The organism is Bradyrhizobium manausense (genome assembly GCF_001440035.1).
Lineage (GTDB): Bacteria > Pseudomonadota > Alphaproteobacteria > Rhizobiales > Xanthobacteraceae > Bradyrhizobium > Bradyrhizobium manausense.
Map to the genome: position 1 here is coordinate 777,101 of NZ_LJYG01000108.1, position 23,190 is coordinate 800,290.

23 protein-coding genes, 1 tRNA gene and 1 pseudogene are annotated in these 23,190 nt (G+C 64.1%); 4 read left to right on the forward strand and 21 right to left on the reverse strand.

The features are described 5' to 3' along the window. The 9 genes and pseudogenes from recO to rpoZ all read right to left on the reverse strand — a co-directional run. Nucleotides 1-531 (reverse strand): annotated as a pseudogene (recO, locus tag AOQ71_RS33855) (DNA repair protein RecO); the annotation flags it as partial. A gap of 137 nt (nt 532-668) precedes the next feature. Further along, complete coding sequence (locus tag AOQ71_RS33860) at nt 669-1,049, reverse strand: hypothetical protein (protein ID WP_057756453.1); 381 nt, start codon at nt 1,047-1,049, stop codon at nt 669-671. A gap of 21 nt (nt 1,050-1,070) precedes the next feature. Then, nucleotides 1,071-1,997, reverse strand: coding sequence for a GTPase Era (gene era / locus AOQ71_RS33865; protein ID WP_057756456.1), 927 nt, complete (start codon nt 1,995-1,997; stop codon nt 1,071-1,073). Next, nucleotides 1,987-2,868 (reverse strand): ribonuclease III, encoded by an 882-nt coding sequence (gene rnc, locus AOQ71_RS33870; RefSeq protein WP_057756459.1) that lies wholly within the window; start codon nt 2,866-2,868, stop codon nt 1,987-1,989. Before rnc ends, era begins: the two co-directional genes overlap by 11 nt. Beyond that, nucleotides 2,865-3,629, reverse strand: coding sequence for a signal peptidase I (lepB, locus tag AOQ71_RS33875; protein ID WP_057756462.1), 765 nt, complete (start codon nt 3,627-3,629; stop codon nt 2,865-2,867). The genes rnc and lepB overlap by 4 nt, the downstream gene beginning before the upstream one ends. A gap of 250 nt (nt 3,630-3,879) precedes the next feature. Beyond that, on the reverse strand, nt 3,880-4,299 hold the full coding sequence (acpS, locus tag AOQ71_RS33880) for a holo-ACP synthase (RefSeq protein WP_057756466.1): 420 nt from the start codon (nt 4,297-4,299) through the stop codon (nt 3,880-3,882). After that, nucleotides 4,296-5,048 (reverse strand): pyridoxine 5'-phosphate synthase, encoded by a 753-nt coding sequence (locus tag AOQ71_RS33885; protein ID WP_057756470.1) that lies wholly within the window; start codon nt 5,046-5,048, stop codon nt 4,296-4,298. Before AOQ71_RS33885 ends, acpS begins: the two co-directional genes overlap by 4 nt. Nucleotides 5,049-5,158: 110 nt before the next feature. Next, nucleotides 5,159-7,447, reverse strand: a complete 2,289-nt coding sequence (locus AOQ71_RS33890) for a RelA/SpoT family protein (RefSeq protein WP_057756474.1) — start codon at nt 7,445-7,447, stop codon at nt 5,159-5,161. Nucleotides 7,448-7,655: 208 nt separating this feature from the next. Next, entirely contained in the window at nt 7,656-8,048 is a 393-nt protein-coding gene (gene rpoZ, locus AOQ71_RS33895) for a DNA-directed RNA polymerase subunit omega (RefSeq protein WP_027522935.1), read from the reverse strand. Between the two features lie 331 nt (nt 8,049-8,379). Here rpoZ and AOQ71_RS33900 point away from each other — a divergent pair, with 331 nt between their 5' ends. Continuing rightward, nucleotides 8,380-9,027, forward strand: a complete 648-nt coding sequence (locus AOQ71_RS33900; RefSeq protein WP_018644573.1) for a LabA-like NYN domain-containing protein — start codon at nt 8,380-8,382, stop codon at nt 9,025-9,027. After that, nucleotides 9,008-9,682: a uracil-DNA glycosylase gene (locus AOQ71_RS33905; protein ID WP_057756477.1), complete on the forward strand. Its 675-nt coding sequence runs from the start codon at nt 9,008-9,010 to the stop codon at nt 9,680-9,682. Before AOQ71_RS33900 ends, AOQ71_RS33905 begins: the two co-directional genes overlap by 20 nt. Here AOQ71_RS33905 and AOQ71_RS33910 read toward each other — a convergent pair. From AOQ71_RS33910 to dapA, 4 genes are read right to left on the reverse strand one after another with little or no spacing between them, the layout of a single operon-like run. Beyond that, complete coding sequence (locus tag AOQ71_RS33910; protein ID WP_057756480.1) at nt 9,679-10,260, reverse strand: peroxiredoxin; 582 nt, start codon at nt 10,258-10,260, stop codon at nt 9,679-9,681. The two genes, AOQ71_RS33905 and AOQ71_RS33910, sit on opposite strands and share 4 nt — an antisense overlap. 27 nt (nt 10,261-10,287) lie before the next feature. Then, on the reverse strand, nt 10,288-10,761 hold the full coding sequence (gene smpB, locus AOQ71_RS33915) for an SsrA-binding protein SmpB (RefSeq protein WP_024341117.1): 474 nt from the start codon (nt 10,759-10,761) through the stop codon (nt 10,288-10,290). A 59-nt stretch (nt 10,762-10,820) separates the two neighbouring features. Beyond that, nucleotides 10,821-11,234 (reverse strand): large conductance mechanosensitive channel protein MscL, encoded by a 414-nt coding sequence (mscL, locus tag AOQ71_RS33920; RefSeq protein ID WP_057756776.1) that lies wholly within the window; start codon nt 11,232-11,234, stop codon nt 10,821-10,823. A 49-nt stretch (nt 11,235-11,283) separates the two neighbouring features. Beyond that, nucleotides 11,284-12,174 carry a 4-hydroxy-tetrahydrodipicolinate synthase gene (gene dapA / locus AOQ71_RS33925; protein WP_057756483.1) on the reverse strand — a complete coding sequence of 297 codons (891 nt, stop codon included), beginning with the start codon at nt 12,172-12,174 and terminating at the stop codon, nt 11,284-11,286. 295 nt (nt 12,175-12,469) lie between these two features. Here dapA and AOQ71_RS33930 point away from each other — a divergent pair, with 295 nt between their 5' ends. Both AOQ71_RS33930 and AOQ71_RS33935 read left to right on the forward strand, forming a co-directional pair. Further along, entirely contained in the window at nt 12,470-14,884 is a 2,415-nt protein-coding gene (locus AOQ71_RS33930; protein WP_057756486.1) for a lytic transglycosylase domain-containing protein, read from the forward strand. Nucleotides 14,885-15,169: 285 nt separating this feature from the next. Further along, nucleotides 15,170-15,262 (forward strand) — tRNA-Ser (locus tag AOQ71_RS33935). Between the two features lie 122 nt (nt 15,263-15,384). Here the strand turns inward: AOQ71_RS33935 and AOQ71_RS33940 are convergent. The 8 genes from AOQ71_RS33940 to AOQ71_RS33975 form a co-directional block, all read right to left on the reverse strand. After that, the gene (locus AOQ71_RS33940; RefSeq protein WP_057756490.1) at nt 15,385-15,651 is read right to left on the reverse strand and encodes a hypothetical protein; all 267 of its coding nucleotides are present in this window, start codon (nt 15,649-15,651) and stop codon (nt 15,385-15,387) included. A gap of 1,551 nt (nt 15,652-17,202) precedes the next feature. Next, complete coding sequence (gene gatB / locus AOQ71_RS33945) at nt 17,203-18,681, reverse strand: Asp-tRNA(Asn)/Glu-tRNA(Gln) amidotransferase subunit GatB (RefSeq protein ID WP_057756493.1); 1,479 nt, start codon at nt 18,679-18,681, stop codon at nt 17,203-17,205. Next, nucleotides 18,678-18,980, reverse strand: coding sequence for a hypothetical protein (locus tag AOQ71_RS33950; protein ID WP_083514677.1), 303 nt, complete (start codon nt 18,978-18,980; stop codon nt 18,678-18,680). The genes gatB and AOQ71_RS33950 overlap by 4 nt, the downstream gene beginning before the upstream one ends. Further along, a complete protein-coding gene (gene gatA, locus AOQ71_RS33955) occupies nt 18,971-20,446 on the reverse strand; it encodes an Asp-tRNA(Asn)/Glu-tRNA(Gln) amidotransferase subunit GatA (protein ID WP_057756497.1) in 1,476 nt (491 codons plus the stop codon). Before gatA ends, AOQ71_RS33950 begins: the two co-directional genes overlap by 10 nt. Beyond that, the gene (locus AOQ71_RS33960; RefSeq protein ID WP_057756502.1) at nt 20,443-20,655 is read right to left on the reverse strand and encodes a hypothetical protein; all 213 of its coding nucleotides are present in this window, start codon (nt 20,653-20,655) and stop codon (nt 20,443-20,445) included. The genes gatA and AOQ71_RS33960 overlap by 4 nt, the downstream gene beginning before the upstream one ends. An 83-nt stretch (nt 20,656-20,738) precedes the next feature. After that, nucleotides 20,739-21,026, reverse strand: coding sequence for an Asp-tRNA(Asn)/Glu-tRNA(Gln) amidotransferase subunit GatC (gene gatC, locus AOQ71_RS33965; protein WP_057756505.1), 288 nt, complete (start codon nt 21,024-21,026; stop codon nt 20,739-20,741). Between the two features lie 77 nt (nt 21,027-21,103). Next, nucleotides 21,104-22,180: an NAD(P)H-dependent flavin oxidoreductase gene (locus AOQ71_RS33970; protein ID WP_057756508.1), complete on the reverse strand. Its 1,077-nt coding sequence runs from the start codon at nt 22,178-22,180 to the stop codon at nt 21,104-21,106. A gap of 17 nt (nt 22,181-22,197) precedes the next feature. Beyond that, nucleotides 22,198-23,178 carry an NAD(P)H-dependent flavin oxidoreductase gene (locus AOQ71_RS33975; RefSeq protein ID WP_057756512.1) on the reverse strand — a complete coding sequence of 327 codons (981 nt, stop codon included), beginning with the start codon at nt 23,176-23,178 and terminating at the stop codon, nt 22,198-22,200. Between the last annotated feature and the right edge of the window lie 12 nt (nt 23,179-23,190).

Here is a 23,190-nt window from a genome sequence, read left to right on the forward strand (position 1 = left end):
CTCGCCCGCGCCGCGCGACACCGCGCCGCCGGATTTCGGCGAAACGTAGATCAGATCCGTGGTCTCCCCGGTCACCGCGCAGTTTTCGAGTGCCAGCCCGAAGCCGAGCTCGGAGAGCATGGCCAGCTCGAAATGGATGAGATGCACGGCCGCGCTGCCGACGTCGTCGAAATCGTCGAGCGAATGCTCGAGCAGCGCAAAGATGTCCTCGTGCGGATCGCGCTCGGGCAGCAGCCGCGCAATCGAGGCCAGGTGGGTGATGCCATAGACACCATGGGAGGATGCCAGCAGCGTAGCGGCGCGCAGCTTCAATCCCTCGATCGCGTAGGTGCCGAGATGCTCGTCGAGCCGCGCCCGCCACACCGCGCTGACGCTGTTGCCGGGCTGCAAGAGCGGCCGCAGCCGCGAGCTGGCGCCGCCGCGCACCAGGCCGAGATGCCGGCCGTGCTGACGCGTCAAGAGTTCGACGATGGCGCTGGATTCGCCATGCCGCCGCACACCCAGCACGATGCCTTCGTCGGTCCATTCCATGGGGATGAAGCTTATCGCATTTCGAGCTGTCGTAGGGTGGGCAAAGCGAAGCGTGCCCACGCATTTTTCGTGATCGAGAGAGGTGGTGGGCACGGCGCAAGGGCGCGCCTTTGCCACCCTAGGGAACCTCTCGAAATCTAGGCGTTGAACCAGCCCCTCGCATCGCCGGTGAAGGAGAAATACAGCCCGAATGCCGTCAGCACGCAGGAGACGATCTCGATGGCGCTGTCGAGCTCCAGACCCCGCTCGCCGAGGATCTGAGCGAGCGAGATCGCCGACAGCACCAGCGCCGCTGCCAGCACCCAGCGCGGCCAGTTCTTGCGCCAGCGCGCAGCCAGCCAGACGAAATAGACCAGCAGCAGGATCATCCCGCCGGCGAGCAGCGTCGCCGTCATGATCATCTGCTCGGTCATCTCCATGGAGGGCGTGCGATCCTGCACCGCCACCGACAGCGAGTCGAGCATCAGCGAGGCATAGAGCAGCGCTTCGAAACGCTGGACGTTGCGGGGCACGCTCATAAAATACCGATCTGTTCTTGCTTATTCTTTGGGGAATTCCAGGCCCATCTCGCGGTAGCGATCGGGGTCGTCACCCCAGTTCTCGCGCACCTTGACGAACAGGAACAGATGGACCGGCACGTCCAGGATCTGCATCAGTTCCTTGCGCGAGTCCGCGCCGATCGACTTGATGGTGGCGCCGCCCTTGCCGAGCACGATCTTGCGCTGGCTTTCGCGCTCCACGAAGATCGTCTGCTCGATGCGCACCGACTTGTCCTTGCGCTCCTCCCATTTGTCGGTCTCGACCGTCGACTGGTAGGGCAATTCCTGGTGCAGCTTCTGATAGATCTTCTCGCGCGTGATCTCGGCCGCCAGTTGCCGCATCGGCGCGTCCGACATCTGGTCCTCGGGGTAAAGATACGGGCCCGGCGGCACCATCTCGGCAAGCGTGCTGCGGACGTCGTCGACACCATCGCCCGAGATCGCCGCGATCATGAAGGTTCTGACAAACTTCGTGCGCTCGTTGGCGGCCTGCGCCAGCGCCAAGAGCTTCTCGCGCTGGACCAGATCGACCTTGTTGATGACAAGGATCTTGTCGTGATTGACGCTGGCGGCCTTGGCGAGGATCGCCTCGGCCTCCTCGTCGATGCCGGTCTTGGCATCGAGCAGCACGCAGACGAGATCGGCATCATGCGCCCCGCTCCAGGCGGTCGACACCATGGCGCGGTCGAGCCGCCGCTTGGGCAGGAAGATGCCGGGCGTGTCGACCAGAATGATCTGTGCGTTGTTCTCGATCACGATACCGCGGATCAGCGCGCGCGTGGTCTGGACCTTGCGCGAGACGATCGTGACCTTGGCCCCGACCAACGCATTGACCAGCGTGGACTTGCCGACATTCGGCGCGCCGATCAACGCGACGAAGCCGCAGCGCGTCGCCGTGGGCGTCTCGCCGCTTGTTTCAGCCGTCATTGCCACCGCCAACGCCTTCACGTTCGATCATCACTGAAGCTGCTACTTTCTCCGCCGCGCGCTTGCTGCCGCCGATGCCTTCGGCCGGCGCCAGTCCCGGCAGGTCGACGGCGACGCGGAACTGCGGATCGTGATGCGGGCCGGTCCGCTCGACCTCGCGATAAACGGGCGTCGGCAATCCCTTGCCCTGCGCCCATTCCTGCAGCACGGTCTTGGGATCGCGCAACGGGCGCCGCGGCTTGTGCATGCGCTCGGTCCAGTTGCGCTTGACGAATTCGTCCGCCGCCGCATGGCCGCCGTCGAGGAAGATCGCGCCGATCACGGCCTCGCAGATGTCACCGAGGATGGATTTTCGCAGGCGGGCATCGGCGCTGGAGCCGACCGAGCCGAGCTTGATGTCGTCGAGCAGGCCGAGCGACTTGGCAACGTCGGCGCAGCTCTCCTTGCGCACGAGCTCGGCAAGCCGCTTGGACAACTCGCCTTCATCGGCATTCGGGAAGGCATGATAGAGCATGTCGGAGACGACGAGCCCGAGCACGTGGTCGCCGAGGAACTCCAGCCGCTGATAGCTGTCACCGCGCTTGCGCCCGGACTTCAGCGCCGAGACATGCGTGATCGCCTGCATCAAGAGGTTCGGATCAGCGAAGTGGTGGCCGATGCGGGCCTCGAGCGCCGCGTTGGCGTCGGCCGCCGCCTTGGCCTTGTCCTTGGCCTTGCTGCTCCGCGTCCGCTTCTTCTTCGCGGGCACCTTGCCTTCAGGTGCCTTTCCCTCGGGAGTCTTGTTCGCAAGCGTCTTGGTTGCAGCTTCGCCGTCAGGGGCGGCTTGCGCCTCGATCGATTGGGTCGCGACGTCCTTGGCTTCGTCTTTCATCGGACGATTTTGAAGAAGCGATTCCAGCGCACCGACCACGGCCAGCGCCAGAACATCCAGGCATGCTCGCCCTCGCCGATCGAGAAGAAGATCATCTGGGCGCGGCCGATCAGGTTTTCCGCGGGCACATAGCCGACCTGGCCGAGGAAGCGGCTGTCGGTCGAGTTATCGCGGTTGTCGCCCATCATGAAGAAGTGGCCGGGCGGCACCGTATAGACGTTGGTGTTGTCCATGTAGCCGTTGTCGGCGCAGTCGAGCGTCTCGTAGGAGACGCCGTTCGGCAGCGTCTCCTTCCAGCGCTTCACCCGCGAGATGCCGCCGCCTTCGGAGCCGCACGGATCCTCGCCGACATATTCGCTCATGCGTTGGCGCTCGACCGGGGTATCGTTGATGTAGAGCAGACCGTCCTTCATCTGGATGTGGTCGCCGGGCAGTCCGATCACGCGCTTGATGTAGTCGGTGCTGTCGTCCTTCGGCAGACGGAACACGACGATGTCACCACGGTTCGGATCCGAGCCCCAGATCCGTCCCGAGAACAGCGGCGGCGAGAACGGGATCGAATAGTGGCTGTAGCCGTAGGAATATTTCGAGACGAACAGATAATCGCCGACCAGCAGCGTCGCCTTCATCGAGCCGGACGGGATGTTGAACGGCTGAAACAGGAAGGTGCGGATCACCAGCGCGATCAGGAGAGCATGGATCACGACCCGGACCGTTTCGCCGACGCCGCTCTCAGTTTTCGTTCCTGAAGTCACGCTCATTGCTCTCTCAATTCCGGCCGGCGATCACAGAACGCTCTCCCTCCGCGAACGGCCCACCCGGCTCGCAGCCCAAGGAGATTGTCCTGATTCTGATAGTGAGGGCCAATTCCGGCGTAAAGCCGAATTCACCCAGCCTGATTTGCGTCGGCAAACTTTTAGACGGTTGTCGCATGCCACGCAATCAAGGATCGCATCAAAAACTCGCAAGCCATTGACTTGTAACAAGAATTATAAATTAATCACTCGTCGTTCAGGGCTTAGCCAGCGGCACGGCGGAAATGATCACGAACGCCTGCGCCAGCGGCCAGTCATCGGTGATCGACAGATCAATCTGGGCCTCGAACCCCTCCGGCGTCAGGGCCTGGAGGCGGGCCAGCGCTCCCCCGGTCAGCCGCATCGACGGCTTGCCCCCGGGCAGATTGATCACCCCCATGTCGCGCCACCAGACGCCCTGCCGGATGCCGGTGCCGAGCGCCTTGGAGCACGCCTCCTTGGCGGCAAAGCGCTTGGCATAGGTCGCCACCACCATCTTCTCGTTCTTGGCGCGCCGCTCCGCCTTGGCGCGTTCGGCGGCGGTGAAGATGCGGTCGAGGAAACGCTCGCCATGGCGCTCGATCACCTTGGCCACACGGGTGATGTCGATCAGGTCGGAGCCGATGCCGATGATCATGCACGGCTCCGGCCGCGATCCATCGCCGACCGCATCCGGCGCACCGTGTCGGCAAGACCGACGAACAGCGCCTCGCCGATCATGTAGTAGCCGATGTTGAGCTCCAGGATCTCGGGTAGCGCGGCAATCTTCTCGGCCGTCGCATAGTCTAGCCCGTGCCCGGCATGGACCTCGAGGCCCGCGTCCTTCGCCAGTTTCACGCCCGCCACGATCCGCAGCCACTCCGCCTCGGCCTTGTCGGTATGGCCGTCGGTGACGGCATCGCACCAGGCCCCGGTGTGGATCTCGATCACGGGCGCCCGCAGGCGGGCTGCCATTGCGATCTGCGCGGGATCGGCGGCGATGAACAGCGAAACGCGAATGCCGGCATCGTTCAGCCGCGCAATATAGGGCGCAAGCGCATTATGCTGGCCGACCACATCTAACCCGCCTTCGGTGGTCACCTCCTGGCGCCGCTCCGGCACCAGGCACACCGCATGCGGCTTGGTGGCGAGCGAGATCCGCATCATGTCGTCGGTCGCCGCCATCTCGAAATTCAGCGGCTTGGAGATCTCCGCCTTCAGCCGCGCCATGTCCTCGTCGCGGATGTGCCGGCGGTCCTCGCGCAAATGCGCAGTGATGCCGTCGGCGCCGGCCTCGATCGCCAGCAGCGCGGCGCGGACCGGATCCGGATGGCGGCCGCCGCGGGCGTTACGGACGGTCGCGACGTGGTCGATATTGACGCCGAGGCGGAGCGGAGATGCAGGCATTTCAGGACTCGCGAAGTGATGTTTCCCAACTCGTCATGCGCGGGCTCGACCCGCGCATCCATCTTCTTTGAAAAGATGGGTTGCCGGGTCAAGCCCGGCAACGACGTGCTTCATCCATTAACGCGTTCGACTTTGGCGACGACCGCCTTGGCGCGCAGCTGGGCCAGGATCGCGCTCAAATGCTTGAGATCGTAGACTTCGAGATCGATTGTCGTCTCCGTGAAGTCGGGCGAGCGGCGCTGCATGCTGATATTGTCGATATTACCGTCATGCTCCGCGATCACGGTCGCGATCTGCGCCAGCGCGCCGGGCTCGTTGACGTTTTCGACCTTGATACGCGCCGGAAAGCGCTGCGGCGCGGAGTCCTCGATGTCCCAGCGGACGTCGAGCCAGCGCTCCGGTTCCTCCTCGAAATCCTTCAGCGCCGGCGACTGGATCGGATAGATCGTGATCCCCTCGCCCGGCGTGACGATGCCGACGATGCGGTCACCCGGGACGGCACCGCCGTTCGGCGCGAACTTCACCGGCAGGGCGGAATTGTTGCCGCCGATGGGAATCGCAACCGGGCTGCGCGACGGCTCCGGCGACTTCTCCTTGAGCTTGGCCGCAAGTGCACCCTTCTTGATGCCGTACCGCGCGACACGCTCTTCCTTGTAGTCAGGATACATCGCGCGGGCGACATGGGAGGCCTTGATCTCACCGCGCCCCACAGCCGCCATGACGTCCTCGATCGAGGTGCGCGCCAGCCGCGGCAATGCGCCCTTGAGCTTGTCATCGGCGTATTCGATCTTGGCACGTTCAAACAGGCGCTCGACGATCCGCCGGCCGAGGCCGACATATTGATCGCGCACGGCGGTCCGCGTGGCGCGGCGGATCGCGGCACGCGCCTTGCCGGTGACCGCGAGCGTCTCCCAGGCCGAGGGCGGCGCCGACTGCGCTTCCGAGGTCAGCACCTCGACCTCGTCGCCGTTCTGCAACTCCGAGGACAACGGCGCGAACTTGCCGTTGATCTTGCACCCCACAGCGCTGTTGCCGACGTCGGTATGCACGGCATAGGCGAAGTCGATCACATTGGCGTGGCGCGGCAGCGCGATCAGCTTGCCCTTCGGGGTGAAGCAGAACACCTGGTCGTGGAACAGCTCGAGCTTGGTGTGCTCGAGGAATTCCTCGGGATTGGCGCTCTCCGAGAGAATGCCGATGGTATGGCGCAGCCAGGCGAACGCGTTGGACTCACGCTTGAGGAATTCGGTCGGCGATCCCACGCCTTCCTTGTAGAACACATGCGCGGCGATGCCGCGCTCGGCGATCTGGTCCATCGCCTCGGTGCGGATCTGCAGCTCGACACGCTGGTTGCCGGGTCCGATCACGGTGGTGTGGATCGAGCGGTAGTCGTTCTGCTTCGGCGTCGAGATGTAGTCCTTGAACCGCCCCGGCACGACCGGCCAGGTGGTGTGGACGATGCCGAGCGCGCGATAGCAGGCCTCGATGTCGTTGACCACGACACGGAAGCCGAAGATGTCGGACAGCTGCTCGAAGCCGACCGATTTGCGCTCCATCTTGGTCCAGATCGAAAACGGCTTCTTGCGGCGGCCATAGACCCGCGCCCCCAGGCCGCGATGACGCAGATTGTTGGAGAGCTGGTCCTCGATCTCGCCGATCAGATTGCGGTTACGCTCGGCGAGCGCATCGAGCCGCTGCATCACCACCGAATAGGCTTCGGGGTCGAGGGTGCGGAAAGACAGATCCTCCAGCTCCTCGCGCATCTCCTGCATGCCCATGCGCCCGGCCAGCGGCGCGTAGATGTCGAGCGTCTCCTCGGCGATGCGCCGGCGCGATTCCGTCGGCACGAAATCGAGCGTGCGCATGTTGTGCAGGCGGTCGGCGAGCTTGACCAGGAGCACGCGGACATCGTCGGCAATCGCCAGCAGCAGCTTGCGCAGGTTCTCGGCCTGCTTGGCCTCGCGCGAGACCAGCTCAAGCCGCTTCAGCTTGGTCAGGCCCTCGACCAGCGCGCCGATCTCGGGGCCGAAGATCTGGTCGATCTCGGCACGCGTCGCCTCCGTGTCCTCGATCGTGTCGTGCAGCAGGGCGGCGACAATGGTGGCGTCGTCGAGCTTCAGATCAGTGAGAATCGCCGCCACTTCGAGCGGGTGCGAGAAATAGGGATCACCGGAGGCGCGGGTCTGCGACCCATGCGCCTTCATGGCGTAGACATAGGCGCGATTCAGCAGGTCTTCGTTGGTGTTCGGATTGTAGGACCGCACACGCTCGACGAGGTCATATTGACGCATCATCCGCGCGCGCGGTTTCGCCGGCCGTGCCACTGGCGCAGTCGGAGCGACGGCAACCGATTCGGTTGCGGCCAGCATCTGCGTGGGTCTGCGGCGTCGATACACCATGCCGTCCTGCCTTCAGACGGACCAGGAAGTGGCCCGTTGTATACATCCTAAGCTCCGATCGCGGCTGCGGCCGATCAATTCACTGACAGGCGCGGCGCGAACGGGCGACGCTATGGTAACCACGAAAACGCCAACAAAAGCAAAGGCCCGAACGCGGGTTCGGGCCTTTGATAAGATCACAAGAAGTCGACGATCGCGAGTAAGACGATTACTCGTCCTCTTCGGGCTGCTCTTCGGGCGGCGCGAGGCCTTCGAGACCCTTCAGGAGCTCCTCTTCGGTCATGCGCTCCACGGCAACTTCGGTATCGTCCGCATCGACGCTGGCGCCGGCGGAGCCGATCAGCGGAACCGTGTCCGGCTCGGGCTCGTCGACCTCGACGAACTTCTGCAGGGAGTGCACCAGCTCCTCGCGCAGGTCCTCCGGCGAGATGGTCTGGTCGGCAATTTCACGCAAAGATACAACAGGGTTCTTGTCGTTATCGCGGTCAACCGTTAGTTGTGACCCGGACGAAATCATGCGGGCGCGGTGGGCGGCCAGCAGGACCAGGTCAAACCGGTTGTCGACCTTGTCGATACAATCTTCTACGGTGACGCGAGCCATGGACTGTCGCTCCGTTGTGGGTGGGACGAAATATGTGGATGATCGGGGCTAGTTATAGGGGCTGGGCCGATTTCGCAAGGCCAAATTGTGATTTGGCCTCGCCAAACGGCTCTGCTACCCCCACATTGGGGCTGAGATGGGTGGACCCCCGGGCTGCCATGGAAAGTGGCGCCGGGTGTAAGCAGGGCCGCCATAACTATACCTTGATTGCCCCGACTTCTCCGGATTTGCGGTTTCGACGGGTTTCGGCAGCACTTTGAACTGCGCGGCACGCTGCCGCCGCGCCAACAATAAAACGATCAATCACGAACACACTACGCGAGCAAACTGAATGTCACCTTCCCCTACCAACAAGATCGCGCTCTTCATCGACGGGGCCAATCTTTACGCGACGGCGAAAACCCTCGGCTTCGACATCGACTACAAGCGCCTTCTGAAGGAATTTCAGAGCCGCGGGACGCTGCTGCGGGCGTTCTACTACACAGCAATCATTGAGGATCAGGAGTATTCCTCGATCCGCCCGCTGATCGACTGGCTTGATTACAACGGCTACACCGTCGTCACCAAGGCGACCAAGGAGTTCATCGACGCCTCCGGCCGCCGCAAGGTCAAGGGCAACATGGACATCGAGCTCGCGGTCGATGCCATGGAGCTCGCCGAGCACATCGACCAGATGGTGCTGTTCTCCGGTGACGGCGACTTCCGCTCGCTGGTCGAGGCCGTGCAGCGCCGCGGTGTCAGGGTCACGGTGGTCTCCACCATCGCCAGCCAGCCGCCGATGATCGCCGACGAGCTGCGCCGGCAGGCCGACGTCTTCACCGACCTCGTCGAGTTGCAGTCCAAGCTTGGCCGCGACCCGTCCGAGCGCCCCGCCCCGCGCGACCGCGGCGAGCGTGGCGAGGGACGCCACCACGCCCCGCAATTCCTCCAGCGCGCAACCACGATGGCGCCGAGGGGCGATGACGACTTCGAGGAGTGAGGCGGCCCGGTCAAGCCTTAAGACCCCGACTCTCATCCCCCACCGTGACTGTCCGCTCTGTCCGCGCCTGGTCGCCTTTCGCGAGGCGAACCGCGCGCGAGAGCCGCTTTGGCACAACGCGCCGGTCCCGCCTTTCGGCGACATTACGGCCCGTCTCCTGATCGTCGGTCTCGCGCCGGGGATGCAGGGCGCCAACCGCACCGGCCGGCCCTTCACCGGCGACTATGCCGGCGACCTGCTCTACGCCACGCTGCTGGAATACGGCTTCGCGAAGGGCCGCTATCAGGCCCGGCCCGACGACGGGCTGAAGCTGGTCGACTGCAGGATCGCCAATGCCGTGCATTGCGTTCCGCCGCAGAACAAGCCGCTGCCGGCCGAGATCAACACCTGCCGCCAGTTCCTCGTCGCGAATCTCGAAACCATGCCTAAGCTGCGCGCGATCATCGCGCTCGGGCGGATTGCGCACGACAGCGTGCTCAAGCCCCTGAAGCTGAAGGCATCCCAGGCTCCCTTCGGCCACGGCGCCGTGCACCAGGCCGGCCCGTTCAAGCTCTACGACAGCTATCACTGCTCCCGCTACAACACGAACACCGGCGTGCTGACGCCGGACATGTTCCGCAGCGTGTTCGCGAAGGTGAAGGCCGGTCTCGACTAGGCTTTGGCAGGATTGGCCTTCAGCCAGTCCAGCACGTCGCCGGCGTTCCGGTCCGGCGGGAACACCGGATAGAACACGTGGGTGATCTTGGCGTCATCAACGATCAGCGCAAGACGCTTGATCAGCGTCAAGCCCGCGACCTCCATGGTCGGCAGATTGAGCGCGCGCGTGAACGCCAGCTTCTCATCCGAGAGCACCGGGAACGGCAAATGCAGGCGCGAGGCCATCTCAGTCTGGTAGGCGTTGCTCTGCGTCGAGAGGCCGAACACGTGGGCAGCGCCGGCAGCCTTCAACTCCGCGAACAGGTCGCGAAACGCACAGGTCTGCGGCGTGCAGCCCCGCGCCCCCGGGATCATGTCCCAATCGTCGACCAAAGAGATCTTGCCGGGCTCGCCGGTGCGGGGATAAGCGAACACCACGGTGCGCCCCGGTAGCGCCGCCAGATTGACCGAGGTGTCATCGGTTGCGAGCAGGCTGATCGCGGGCACCATCAGCCCCTTCAGATGCGCGGCACCGCCATCGTCATCGGGAGCGGGAATTTGGCTCCAATCGACCTCGAGCAAGTTCTTCTGAGACATCTCGTCCTCTTGCCGGCCTCTCAGGCCCTATCCCCTCGCCCGCATCAGGCGGCCCTTCTCACGGCTCCAGTCGCGCTTCTTCTCGCTCTCGCGCTTGTCATGCAGCTTCTTGCCCTTGGCAACTGCGAGCTGCAGCTTGGCCCGACCGCGTTCGTTGAAATAGAGCTTGAGCGGGATCAGCGTCATGCCCTCGCGATCGACCGCGCCCATCAGCTTGTTGATCTGCCGGCGGTGCAGCAGCAGCTTTCGCGGCCGCTTCGGCTCGTGGTTGAAGCGATTGCCCTGGAGATATTCGGGGATCGTGGCGTTGATCAGCCAGATCTCGCCGTTCTTGGAATCGGCGTAAGACTCCGCGATCGTGCTCTTGCCGTTGCGGATCGACTTCACCTCGGTGCCGGTCAGCGCAATGCCGGCCTCGATCGTATCCTCGATGGCGTAGTTGAAGCGGGCCTTGCGATTTTCCGCCATGACCTTGATGGGACGTTCGTTCTTATCGGCCATGTCAGACAAACCTGATCGAGATACGCAGCGAAGCTAACAGATTGGATGAAACGCGCGCGTCACTTCTTGAGGAGATCGCGGATCTCGGTCAGCAGAACGACCTCCGCCGACGGCTTCGGCGGCTCCGCGGGCTTGGCCTCCTCCTTGCGCTTCAACGTATTCATGGCGCGGATCACCAGGAACAGCACGAAGGCGATGATGATGAAGTTGATCGTCAGCGTCAGGAAGTTTCCGTAAGCAAGCACGGCGCCTTGCTTTTTCGCATCCGCTAAGTTGGTGGCGGTCACCGCCTTCGACAAGGGGACGTAGTAGTTCGAAAAGTCGAGGCCGCCGGTCGCCGCGCCGATGACCGGCATGATGATGTCACCGACCAGCGAGGTGACGATGGCGCCGAAGGCCGCGCCGATGATGACACCAACGGCGAGGTCGACGACGTTGCCTTTCATGGCGAACTCACGGAACTCCGTGAGCATCTTCCGGCCCTTCTCGTCGACGCTCATAAACGGCTCCCCGGCAGGAAAATCAGTTGATCAGCCCGGCGTGCACCATCGCGCTGCGCACGGCGGCGCGGGTCGGCTCGGACACCGGGACCATCGGCAGGCGCAGCGTCTCGTCGAACTTGCCGAGCAGCGACATCGCGTACTTGATCGGCGCCGGATTGCTCTCGATGAACAGGTTGTTGTGCAGCGGCATCAGCTTGTCATGGATCGCGAGCGCCGCCTTGGTATCGCCCTTCGCCCACGCCGCGTGGAACTCGGCGCACAGGCGCGGTGCGACATTCGACGTCACCGAAATGCAGCCGTGGCCGCCATGCGCCATGTAGCCGATGATGGTGGCATCCTCGCCGGAAAGCTGGTTGAAATCCTCGCCCATCGCGGCGCGCTGCTGCGACACGCGCACCATGCTGGCGGTCGCGTCCTTGACGCCGGCGATGTTCTTCAGCTCCCATAACCGCTTCATGGTGTCGACCGACATGTCGATCACCGAACGCGGCGGGATGTTGTAGATGATGATCGGAATGCCGATCGCGTCGTTGATCGCCTTGAAGTGCTGGTACATGCCTTCCTGGGTCGGCTTGTTGTAGTATGGCGTCACCACCAGTACGGCATTGGCGCCGGCCTTCTCGGCGTGCTGGGCGAGCTCAATGGCTTCCTTGGTCGAGTTCGAGCCCGCGCCGGCGATCACGGGCACCCGCCCCTTGGCCTCCTCGATGCACCATTCGACGACCTTTTTGTGCTCGTCATGGGAAAGCGTCGGGCTTTCGCCTGTCGTGCCGACCGGAACCAGGCCATTGGTGCCTTCCGAAATCTGCCAGTTGACCAGGGAGCGGAACGCCGCCTCGTCCAGCGAGCCGTTTTTGAACGGCGTGACCAAGGCGGTGAACGACCCCCGGAATTTCGTCTTGGCTGCCATGGACTTCCTCCGTACGCGGCGAGTTTTAGAGCAAGCCCTTTCATATCGGGTCTCACCCGCCCGTAAAAGGCCTGCATCCGCGTGACGCAGCCGTTTAAGCCGCGATTTTGCCGCGGTGGTGGTGCAAACCCGGCGACGGTAAGCGGCTGTTGGTATTTTGTCCTCATATTCAATCAAATACAGCCAGGTCTTGTACACACAGGTCTTGGGCCAATTGACTGATTCGGGGCGACGAACCGCCGTGACCTCCTTATCCCGTTCCGCATGGCGATCTGCCGGTCTGGCGCTGTGCCTGATGGCCGGCCTGTCGGTCGGCTGCGTCGCTCTGGCCAAATCCAGCGAGACGACCGAAGACGGCACCAAGCGACCCGCCAAACAGGCGGCCAAGGGAACCGCAAAGCCAGCCGCCAAGCCGCCTGCGAAGGATACGGCAAAGGGCTCCGCCAAGGAGACCTCGAAGGGCGCGGGCAAGGACAGCGCCAAGGATACGGCAAAGGATACGGCCAAGGGTGCAAGCAAGGGAGCAACTCCGCCGACGGCCAAGGATGCTGCGAAGAAGCCTGCCGGCAAGGACGCCGCAAAGGACAAACCGAGACCTGCAGCTGCAGCCGCGGCACCAAAGTCACGTCCAGCCGCTGGCGCGCCGGCGCCCCAGGCCGCGCCGGCGGTGACGGCCACCGTGAGACCCACTGCCCCTGCTCCAGTCTCCGCCAGACCCGTTGCAACGCCCGTGCTCGCGCCAGCGACCCGTCAGCATGCCGCACCGCGCAAGCCTGTGACGCCAGCCGCGGTCGCTGCGACCTCATCGACGTCGCAAGCCGACAAGGACACGCTGGAGAACGTCATCGAGCTCGTGCGCAAGCGCAAGCCGGGCGATGCCACCAGTTACGCGGATTCGATTTCCGATCCCGTCGCGCGAAAGCTCGCCGAATGGATCATCCTGCGCAGCGAAGACAATGGCGCCAGCGTCGAACGCTACCGCGCCTTCCTCTCCGCCAATCCGAGCTGGCCGTCGCAGACCTTCCTGCGCCGTCGCCTTGAAGCTGCGATGTGGGACGACCGGCGCGACGATTCCGTCGCGTGGTCGTGGTTCGAGAACGAATCGCCTGTCTCGGCCAAGGGCCGCTTCGTGCTCGCCAAGGCGATGCTGGCGCGCGGCGACCGCGCCAATGCCGAGCGGCTGGTGCGCGAGGCCTGGCGCAACGATCCGATGTCGGAGGACACCGAGAACAACGCGCTCGACCAGTTCGGCGCGCTGCTGACGCCCGGCGACCAGAAGGCGCGGATGGACACGCTGCTCTATGGCAGCGAGCACGAGGCGGCGATGCGCGCCGCCCGGCGTCTCGGCGCCGGCTATGTCGCGCTTGCGAAAGCCCGCATTGCCTCCTTCAAGAAAGCGCCGAACACGCGCGCATTGCTGGAAGAGGTGCCGCGCGAGCTGCACAGCGATCCCGGCTTCATCTTCAGCAAGATCCAGCTGCTGCGCCGGGAAGAGAAGTTTGCCGAGGCCGCCCAGCTGATGCTGGCGGCACCGAAGGATCCGAACCGGCTCTACAATCTCGACGAATGGTGGATCGAGCGGCGCCTGCTGGCGCGCAAGATGATCGACACCGAGGATTTTCGCAGCGCCTATCTGATCGCACGTGATGCGGCCCTGCCCTCGCGCGACATCTACAAGACCGAGCAGGAATTCACCGCCGGCTGGATCGCGCTGCGCTTCCTCAACGATCCCGCCGCGGCCGCCCAGCATTTTGCCCGCATCGGCGTCGGCAGCGTCAATCCGACCACGCTGGCACGCGCTGGTTATTGGCAAGGCCGCGCCGCGGAAGCCGCCGGCCGCCAGCAGGAGGCGCGCAACGCCTATGCCCGCGCCGCCGAGCAGTCGACCAGCTATTACGGCCAGCTCGCGCGCGCAAAGCTCGGCCTGCCGCAGATCGAGCTGAACAGCCAGCCGCGCGGCCGCGGCGCGGAGCGGCTCGAGATCGTGCGCGCGGCGCAATTGCTCTATGAGCTCGACGAGCGCGAGATGGCAGTTCCCATGCTTGCCGATATGGGCGAGAACGGCGATCCCGAGGCACTCGCCGGCCTCGGCGAGCTGACCCAGCGCTATAGCGATGCGCGCGGCATGCTGCTGGTCGGCAAGGCCGCGCTCAATCGCGGGCTACCGTTCGACTTCTACGCCTACCCCGTCAACGGCATTCCGCAGTTCACGCAGATCGGTCCCGAGGTCGAGCGCAGCATCGTCTATGCGATCGCGCGGCAGGAAAGCGCCTTCAATCCGGCCGTGGTCTCGCCGGCGCAGGCCTATGGCCTGATGCAGGTGACCCCTGATGCCGCGCGCTATGTCTGCAAGCGGCATGGCGCGACCTATGACCCGTCGCGGCTGAAGAACGATTCCTCCTACAACGCCACGCTTGGCGCGGCTGAGCTCGGCGGCCTGCTCGAGGATTATCGCGGCTCCTACGTCATGACCTTCGCCGCCTACAACGCCGGTCGCGGCAGCGTGAAGAAGTGGATCGATCGTTACGGCGATCCGCGCGACCCCAAGGTCGACGCGGTCGACTGGGTCGAACTGATCCCGTTCTCCGAAACGCGCAACTACGTGCAGCGGATCATGGAGAATCTTCAGGTCTACCGCGCCCGCTTTGGCGGCGGCACGCGGCTTCAGATCGAGGCCGATCTGCACCGCGGCGCCGGCAGCGTGGAGTAGCGGCCATCTCCGCTCCATTTGCGGACGAGATTTGTGCGGGAACGGGTTCCGATCTCGGCCAGTGTTGCGTAAATGGCACAAACAAACGGCGATGCGTTCTTATCGTGTTGTTTTGATTTGGCTTTCTGAACCGAGGCCGACGCCCACCCCCTCTCTCCGGACAGCAGAAACGGCCTTGGCAGCGCTCCGGATGGGTTGCTTGCAAAAATCGCTGGGAAAATTCGCGCCCAAACACGCGCTTCGAAATTGACCAGCCCAAGCAATTAGATGCATAAGGCTCGCACCGGAGAGGTGGCCGAGTGGCTGAAGGCAACGCTTTGCTAAAGCGTCATACGGTCTCAAGCTGTATCGAGGGTTCGAATCCCTCTCTCTCCGCCACCCCATTCAAATGACCCGATAGCACCGCTGAAAGCCGGCGGCAGATCTCGCCCGTCAGGCTGGCGCTCCACTGACGGAGCGCGGTCCACGGCGCTGTCCCCGTTCCAATGAACGGAGATGGCTCAATGCGCGGACACCCAGGCCCTCGCCTCGCGCTGCGCAGCCGAGATCTCGGCATCCGACATCTGGCTGGCCACTTCCTGGCGCAGCGCGATGGCGTCCTTGCGCCCCTTCAGAGCGGCGAGGTTGAACCATTTGTGCGCGGCAACGAGATCGACCAGGCCGGCGCGACCGCTCGCCCAGTAGATCCCGCGCTCGAACAGAACGTCCGACAGCGCGCTTGCATCGATCGGCGTCGCCGTATCGAGATCGAAAGTCCCCTGAAACATAACGCATCCCCTTTTTCTTGTGCCGCCCCGAATCCGCCGAGCGCGGCTCCCGTCCAACTCGATGCACGTGATCCTTCCGGATCGCGCGCTGTTCAACTCATCCCCAGGGCTTCTCGCCCATTGCCGTTTGCCGGCTTGTTGAAGGCGATGATGGCGGGCAAATTTGAATGGCAGTTTAAGTATCGCGATGAAGCAGACGTAAACGCAAGGCTGCCCCTCGCCTGCGGGAACTTCAAGAAGTCCCTGATTCGCAGGTACTTCTGCGATTCGTCAGAATAGATTTACCTTGCGGTTTTCGGACATCGATAACCATCGCGCACGGTGGCGGACCGCGTCCGCTCCGTCATTCACCGCCACCGGGTCTCGCCTTCGGCGAGCCCGATGACAGGCTCCGGCGGGGGATCCAGCACACCACGGCCCATCGCTTCAACCGCTGCCGCCTCGGCGTACTGGATCGCCCGGTCGAAGCCGGGCGATGACACTGCGAATGGGGAAGCGCCGCGCAAGCCGCGCGCGGCCTCAGCCCTCGCCTGCCTCAGGGCAGAACGGCCGGAACCACGACAGCCAAGTTCATGCGGCGGCGTCGCGGTCAGATCAACAATGTGGGGAAAGGGATTGCCGGCAATACCCCGGCCTCAGGGAACGAGGGCGTCGGCGAACACGTCAGGACCAGATTCCAAATGAGCCCGAAGGCCGCTTGTGGAATTGCGGAGCCCTTTTGAGGGAGACCGCACCGAACGAAGAAAACTCTGTTTCTTCTGCCGGACCGTAAAGTCGAACGATCCGACCGTTGACCTGATGTCTCGCCGACACCCTCTTTCGTCGACCAGAACCTCTAGGAGGCGCCGATGACGTGCCGGCTACCAGGAGCCGGCAACTTCAGAAGTCGAAGTTACTTCTTCTTCTTCGCGACCTTGCGGGTCTTCTTCGCAGTCTTCTTCACTGCGCTCTTCGCCTTCTTCGCCTTCTTCGCTTTCTTGGCCATGTTGCCCTCCGATGTGTGAGATGGCTTTAATCGCTGTGCGCATTCGGGGATCGAATGCACTCACCCCGAATACACCAACACGACGAAAAAAACATCTTCTCACTTAAGGAAGTGTTGACGACGCCGCGCGCGTGCGCCAGCCGCACTTGATTTGCCGGTCAGCAGAGACACGCGTTCGCGATCGCAAATGCGTCGCGCTGTATCGACGCGGCCGTGCAATGCGATTGCACGAAAACACTATGCAGCAAGTATGATTCTGCGCGCGCGCATCGCGCGCGATCGATGCGATGAAGCGCGCGACTATGCGAGCGGTCGCCTCGCGAGGCGGAGTCGCGGACTCTGAGTCGCGCTTTTTGGCAATGAAATTATTTTCATGCTTAACGGCGGAAGCGCTCGTCTGAGCGTGTGCAAGTCGCCGTTTTGAGCGAATCGAGCGAGCTGCGATTCGCCTCGCCGCGTCACGCTCGGATGGGATGATAACGCTATCGACGACGCGCGCGTGCGTCGCATCGCGAGGCTGATGCGAGGTGACGAAGCGTGTCGTCACCTCGTCCGAACGCGCGACGCTAGATGCCGAGCTTGGACTTGAGCAGCTCGTTGACCGCCTGCGGGTTGGCCTTGCCGCCTGAAGACTTCATCACCTGGCCGACGAACCAGCCGAGCGACTGCGGCTTGTCCTTCACCTGCGCGGCCTTGTCGGGATTGGCTGCGATGATGCCGTCGACAACCTTTTCGATCGCCGAAAGATCCGTCACCTGCTTCATGCCGCGGCTTTCGACCAGCGCGCGCGGGTCGCCGCCCTCCTGCCAGACGATCTCGAACAGATCCTTGGCGATCTTGCCCGAGATCGTGCCCTCGCCGATCAGGTCGATGATGGCGGCGAGCTGCTCGGCGTTAACAGGAGAGTCCGTAATGTCCCGGCCCTCCTTGTTGAGACGGCCGAACAGCTCGTTGATCACCCAGTTCGCCGCCATCTTGCCGTCGCGGGTGCGGTTGGCGAGCCTGTCCAGCACGGACTCATAGAACATCGCGCTCTCGCGCTCGGCGACCAGCACGCTCGCATCATAGGCCGATAGGCCGAAGTCTGCGACAAAGCGCGCCTTCTTCTGGTCCGGCAGCTCCGGCAGCTTTGCTTTCAGCTCGTCGACGAAGCTTTGCGAGAACTCGAGCGGCAGCAGATCCGGATCGGGGAAGTAGCGGTAGTCATGCGCCTCCTCCTTGGAGCGCAGCGAGCGCGTCTCGCCCTTGTTGGCGTCGAACAGGCGCGTCTCCTGGTCGATCTTGCCGCCATCCTCGATGATCTCGATCTGGCGCCGCGCCTCGTACTCGATCGCCTGGCCGATGAAGTTGATCGAGTTCAGGTTCTTGATCTCGCAGCGGGTGCCGAGCGGCCCGCCGGGCTTGCGCACGGAGACGTTGACGTCGGCACGCAGAGACCCCTTCTCCATGTCGCCATCGCAGGTGCCGAGATAGCGCAGGATCGAGCGCAGCTTGGTCACATAGGCCTTGGCCTGCTCGGCATCGCGGATGTCGGGCTTGGAGACAATTTCCATCAGCGCCACGCCGCAGCGATTGAGATCGATCAAGGACTGCGACGGCAATTTGTCGTGCAGCATCTTTGCCGGGTCCTGCTCCAGATGCAGCCGCTCGATGCCGACGATGGCGGTCCTGCCGCCCTCGAGCTCGAGCAGCACCTCGCCCTCGCCGACGATCGGCGACTTGTACTGGCTGATCTGATAGCCCTGCGGCAGATCGGGATAGAAGTAGTTCTTGCGGTCGAACACCGAGCGAAGATTGATTGTCGCATTCAGCCCAAGCCCGGTCCGGACAGCCTGCCTGACGCATTCCTCGTTGATGACGGGGAGCATGCCCGGCATCGCCGCGTCGACCAGCGACACTTGCGTGTTCGGCTCGCCACCGAACGCGGTCGAGGCACCCGAGAACAGCTTCGAGTTCGACGTCACCTGGGCATGGATCTCCATGCCGATGACCACCTCCCAGTCACCGGTGGCGCCTTTGAGAAGCTTGTGCGTGGCCGTGCTCATGTCTTGCTCCCGAGCAGCGCGGCAGCGATCCGCTGCCACTCCGCTTCCAATGAATCCTTTGCCGCGACCTGGCCCGCCTGGCGATACCAGTAGCCGGCGTTACCAAGGTCACCTTCGACGCGGTGCAGATAAGCGTGCACCCAGGCGGCGTCGCGGCCGTTGTCGTCCTGGACGATCTTGTGCGCCTGGTCCCAGTCGCCCTTCGCAGCCCACCAGAGACCCCTAAGCGGCGCGTTCAGCTCAGGCGCGGGTACCGCGCCGTCGAGGCTCGCGATGAAATCGGCGACATTCACCACCACCTCGCTGGCGTGAAGCGGCCGGCGGCCTGCTCGATCACCTCGCCGAGCGAGAACAGCGTCTCCTCCTCGAAAGGGCGGCCGATCAGCTGCAGGCCGAGCGGCAGGCCCTGTGCGTCCTTGCCTGATGGCACGGCGATACCAGGCAGGCCCGCCATGTTCACGGTCACCGTGAAGATGTCGTTGAGATACATCTCGACCGGATCGGCACCGCCCTTCTCGCCAATGCCGAAGGCCGCCGACGGCGTCGCCGGGGTGAGAATCGCGTCCACGCCCTTGGCGAAGCAATCCTCAAAATCCTTCTTGATCAACGTGCGCACCTTCTGGGCCCGCAAATAATAGGCATCGTAATAACCGGCCGAAAGCACATAGGTGCCGATCATAACGCGGCGGCGCACCTCCGCGCCAAAGCCGCTGGCGCGGGTGTTCTCATAGAGCTCGATGATATTCTTAGCCGACTCGCGCAGGCCATAGCGGACGCCGTCGTAGCGCGCGAGGTTGGACGAGGCCTCCGCCGGCGCCACGATGTAATAGGCCGGCAGCGCGTATTTCGTGTGCGGCAGCGACACTTCGACCAGCTCGGCGCCGGCGCTCCTGAGCCAGGCCGCACCCTCGCTCCATAGCTTCTCGATCTCGGCCGGCATGCCGTCGAGGCGATATTCCTTGGGGATGCCGATCTTCATGCCCTTCACGGACTTGCCGATCGCCGCCTCGTAGTCCGGCACGGCAATGTCGGCCGAGGTGGTATCCTTCGGATCGTGGCCGGCCATCGAGCGCAGCAGCATCGCGGCATCGCGCACGCTGCGCGCGATCGGGCCCGCCTGGTCGAGCGAGGAGGCAAAGGCGACGATGCCCCAGCGCGAGCAGCGGCCATAAGTCGGCTTGATGCCGACGGTGGCCGTGAACGCCGCCGGCTGGCGGATCGAGCCGCCGGTGTCGGTCGCGGTCGCGCCCATGCAGAGTAGCGCGGCGACGGCCGAGGCCGAGCCGCCGGACGAGCCGCCCGGCACCAGCGTGGTGTTGCTTCCTTCGCGCCGCCAGGGATTGCCGACGGGGCCGAAGCACGAGGTTTCGTTGGCCGAGCCCATCGCGAACTCGTCATTGTTGAGCTTGCCGAGCATCACGGCGCCGTCGCGCCAGAGCTGCGAGGTCACCGTGGACTCATAGGTCGGCACGAAATTGCCGAGGATTTTCGAGCAGGCCGTGGTGCGCACGCCCTTGGTCGCGAACAGATCCTTGATGCCGAGCGGGATGCCGGCGAGCGGCCCCGCCTCGCCCCTGGCGAGCTTGGCGTCCGCCTCGCGAGCCATCGCGCGCGCCCGGTCGGGCGTCTCCAGAACGAAGGCATTGAGCAGGCGCGCTTGCTCGATCGCGGAAAGATGCGCGTCGGTCAGCTCGAGCGACGTGAAAGTCTTGTCGGCGAGACCCTTGCGGGCCTCGGCGAGCGTCAGCGATGTCAAATCGGTCATTTATTGATCGGGCTGCAGAAGAACGGAGACAGGGTCTTGTCGTTGGCCGGGTCGTCTTTTTTGGCGGCCGCATTCGCCGCGGCCTGGAGCTCGTCGAGCACTTCATTGACGGCGACATTGGGATCGGCAGCCTTGCCCTGCCGCTCCATCTTGTCGAGGTAATTCATGTAGGCCTGATAGGCCTTCTCATCGTCGCAAAGCAGACACATCGGAGCACGTCCTAAGACTCTTTAGTTTGACGCGTTTTCTCTACGCGAACCGGTATCCGCTTCGCTCGAAAACGCTATGCAAGTTACTCGACGACCTTCGGCACCAGGAAGAAGTGTCCCTCGGTCGCCGGCGCGTTGGCAACGATATCGTCGGCGATCCCGCCGTCATCGACCACGTCCTGCCGCTTCTTCATCTGCATCGGGGTGACCGAGGTCATCGGCTCCACGCCCTCGACATTGACCTCCGAGAGCTGCTCGACAAAGGCGAGCATGGCGTTGAGCTCGCCTTGCAGATGCGGAACCTCGTCCTCGGAAACCGCAATGCGCGCGAGATGCGCGATGCGGCGGACGGTGGTGGCGTCGACGGACATTATATAAGGCCTCTCACGGCAAAACCTATGTGCCGTATAGCAGAGGCCGGTTTTGCGCCGCAACCGGCGCCTTTCCCCTATCCAGCCAGCGCTTTCATGCGGGCGAGCGCCGATTTGGCGAGATCCCGGGTCAATTCGGCTGCCGGGACCTCACGGCCGAGCGCAATCGCCTGCCCGGCCCAGAGATTGGTGAAATCCACCCTGCCCTGCTTTTCGGCCGCCGCCTTCAACGGCCCCAGCGCGGTCGCCGCATGGGGAAACGGCGGCGCGTCGGGTGAGATCGGCCCGGCTTCGCGCATCAGGCGATTCTGGACCCCGCGCGCCGGACGCCCGGTCATGACATTCGTGATCACGGTGGAATCGTCACCCGCCTCGGCGAGTGCCTTGCGCCCTCCGGGCGTGACCTTGGATTCGGGACACCGCAGATACGCGCTGCCGATCTGCACGCCGGCGGCGCCGAGCGCGAAGGCCGCGGCGATGCCACGTCCGTCAGCGATGCCACCACAGGCGATCACCGGCACCTTCACGGCATCGACGACCTGCGGCACCAGCGCAAACGTGCCGGGCTGCTCGGCGATCCTGTCGGTCAGGAACATGCCGCGATGGCCGCCGGCCTCGGCGCCCTGCGCAATAATGGCATCGACGCCGCGCTGTTCGAGCCAGACCGCTTCCTTCACCGTCGTGGCAGAAGCTATGACGAGGCAGCCGGCCGACTTCACGCGCTTGAGCAGCGCCGGCTCCGGCAGGCCGAAATGAAAGCTGACGACCTCCGGCTTCAGCTCCTCGACGACTTTGCAGAAGGCGTCATCGAACGGTGCCCGGTTCGCCGCGTTGATCGGCGCTGACGGATCGAGACCATGCTCGGTGTAATATCCCGCAAGCCGCTGCTTCCACCGCGCTTCGGCCTCAGGCGTGAGATCGACCGGCTTGTGGCAGAAGAAGTTCATGTTCACCGGCGCCTTGACGCGCTGGCGAATGAGACCAACCTGCTCACGCGCTTTCTCCGCCGACAGCATCGCGCAAGGCAGCGAACCGAGCGCGCCACCTTGCGCGGCCGCGATCACCAACTCGGCATCCATCACACCGGCCATCGGCGCCAGCACGATCGGGAATTCGGTCTTGAACAGATCGATCAGTCGACGGTCAGGCCACATGGCATGTCTCTCTTGGTTCAGGCGAACGATGCGATCGAGTTGCGTCGGCCGGCCAAAAGCTGCTCGGCTTCGGACGCAATCCGCTCGATGATCTCGGCCGCCGGCGGAATATCATGGATCAGGCCGACCGCCTCTCCCGCGATCACCGCGGCGACGTCAAAATCGCCCGAGATTTTCGCCGCTGCATACTCTGCCGAAACCGCGGCGACATTCTGCATCAGCTCGACCTCGCGGCCGATCCAGCGGCGGGCGTGGTCATTGATCAGACACCGTCCCGTGAACGGCGCGGGCCAGACATTGTTGCGCGAGAGATCGAAGATGATGCCGCGCACGGTCGAGCCGCTGCTCGCCGCGCAGATGCGCCGCTTGGCCTCATCGGCGCCGTCGGCCTCCTGGCTCGCATAGAAGCGCGTGCCGAGCAGCACGCCACTTGCACCCAGCATCATCATGGCGGCGAGACCGCGGCCGTCGGCGATGCCGCCGGCTGCCACCACGGGCACACGGCCCGCTGCGAGGTCGACGATGGCAGGCACGAGATCGACGGTGGTGCGTGAGGCGCCGTGGCCGCCCGCCTCTGTCCCCTGCGCGATCACAATATCGGCGCCGGCATCGAGCGCCTGCCGCGCCATCGTCTCGTCCTGCACCTGGCAGATCAGCCGCGCGCCCGCGGATCTGATCCGCGGCGCGAACGGCGCGGGGTCGCCGAACGACAACATGATCGCGGACGGCCTTGCGGCGAGCGCGATGTCGAGCAGCTCGGGCCGCTTGGCGAGGCTCCACGTAATGAAGCCGATCCCGAACGGCGCACGCAACTCGGCGAGCTTCGCACTCTCCTGCTCCAGCCACGCCTTCTCGCCGTAGCCGCCGCCGAGAATGCCGAAACCGCCGGCGGAGCTAACAGCCCTCACCAGACGGCTACCTGCGATGACGTCCATCGGCGCCAGCAGGACGGGATGCTTGATCTCCAACAGCCGCGTCAGCGGCGTCGTAATGGGCATGGCCTCTCCCCG

Excerpts from the sequence above, each read along its gene's own strand:
- AOQ71_RS33860 (WP_057756453.1), bottom strand. The coding sequence starts at position 1,049 with ATGAGCGTGCCCCGCAACGTCCAGCGTTTCGAAGCGCTGCTCTATGCC.
- era (WP_057756456.1), bottom strand. The coding sequence starts at position 1,997 with ATGACGGCTGAAACAAGCGGCGAGACGCCCACGGCGACGCGCTGCGGC.
- rnc (WP_057756459.1), bottom strand. The coding sequence starts at position 2,868 with ATGAAAGACGAAGCCAAGGACGTCGCGACCCAATCGATCGAGGCGCAA.
- lepB (WP_057756462.1), bottom strand. The coding sequence starts at position 3,629 with ATGAGCGTGACTTCAGGAACGAAAACTGAGAGCGGCGTCGGCGAAACG.
- acpS (WP_057756466.1), bottom strand. The coding sequence starts at position 4,299 with ATGATCATCGGCATCGGCTCCGACCTGATCGACATCACCCGTGTGGCC.
- AOQ71_RS33885 (WP_057756470.1), bottom strand. The coding sequence starts at position 5,048 with ATGCCTGCATCTCCGCTCCGCCTCGGCGTCAATATCGACCACGTCGCG.
- AOQ71_RS33890 (WP_057756474.1), bottom strand. The coding sequence starts at position 7,447 with ATGGTGTATCGACGCCGCAGACCCACGCAGATGCTGGCCGCAACCGAA.
- rpoZ (WP_027522935.1), bottom strand. The coding sequence starts at position 8,048 with ATGGCTCGCGTCACCGTAGAAGATTGTATCGACAAGGTCGACAACCGG.
- AOQ71_RS33900 (WP_018644573.1), top strand. The coding sequence starts at position 8,380 with ATGTCACCTTCCCCTACCAACAAGATCGCGCTCTTCATCGACGGGGCC.
- AOQ71_RS33905 (WP_057756477.1), top strand. The coding sequence starts at position 9,008 with ATGACGACTTCGAGGAGTGAGGCGGCCCGGTCAAGCCTTAAGACCCCG.
- AOQ71_RS33910 (WP_057756480.1), bottom strand. The coding sequence starts at position 10,260 with ATGTCTCAGAAGAACTTGCTCGAGGTCGATTGGAGCCAAATTCCCGCT.
- smpB (WP_024341117.1), bottom strand. The coding sequence starts at position 10,761 with ATGGCCGATAAGAACGAACGTCCCATCAAGGTCATGGCGGAAAATCGC.
- mscL (WP_057756776.1), bottom strand. The coding sequence starts at position 11,234 with ATGCTCACGGAGTTCCGTGAGTTCGCCATGAAAGGCAACGTCGTCGAC.
- dapA (WP_057756483.1), bottom strand. The coding sequence starts at position 12,174 with ATGGCAGCCAAGACGAAATTCCGGGGGTCGTTCACCGCCTTGGTCACG.
- AOQ71_RS33930 (WP_057756486.1), top strand. The coding sequence starts at position 12,470 with ATGGCCGGCCTGTCGGTCGGCTGCGTCGCTCTGGCCAAATCCAGCGAG.
- AOQ71_RS33940 (WP_057756490.1), bottom strand. The coding sequence starts at position 15,651 with ATGTTTCAGGGGACTTTCGATCTCGATACGGCGACGCCGATCGATGCA.
- gatB (WP_057756493.1), bottom strand. The coding sequence starts at position 18,681 with ATGAGCACGGCCACGCACAAGCTTCTCAAAGGCGCCACCGGTGACTGG.
- gatA (WP_057756497.1), bottom strand. The coding sequence starts at position 20,446 with ATGACCGATTTGACATCGCTGACGCTCGCCGAGGCCCGCAAGGGTCTC.
- AOQ71_RS33960 (WP_057756502.1), bottom strand. The coding sequence starts at position 20,655 with ATGTGTCTGCTTTGCGACGATGAGAAGGCCTATCAGGCCTACATGAAT.
- gatC (WP_057756505.1), bottom strand. The coding sequence starts at position 21,026 with ATGTCCGTCGACGCCACCACCGTCCGCCGCATCGCGCATCTCGCGCGC.
- AOQ71_RS33970 (WP_057756508.1), bottom strand. The coding sequence starts at position 22,180 with ATGTGGCCTGACCGTCGACTGATCGATCTGTTCAAGACCGAATTCCCG.
- AOQ71_RS33975 (WP_057756512.1), bottom strand. The coding sequence starts at position 23,178 with ATGCCCATTACGACGCCGCTGACGCGGCTGTTGGAGATCAAGCATCCC.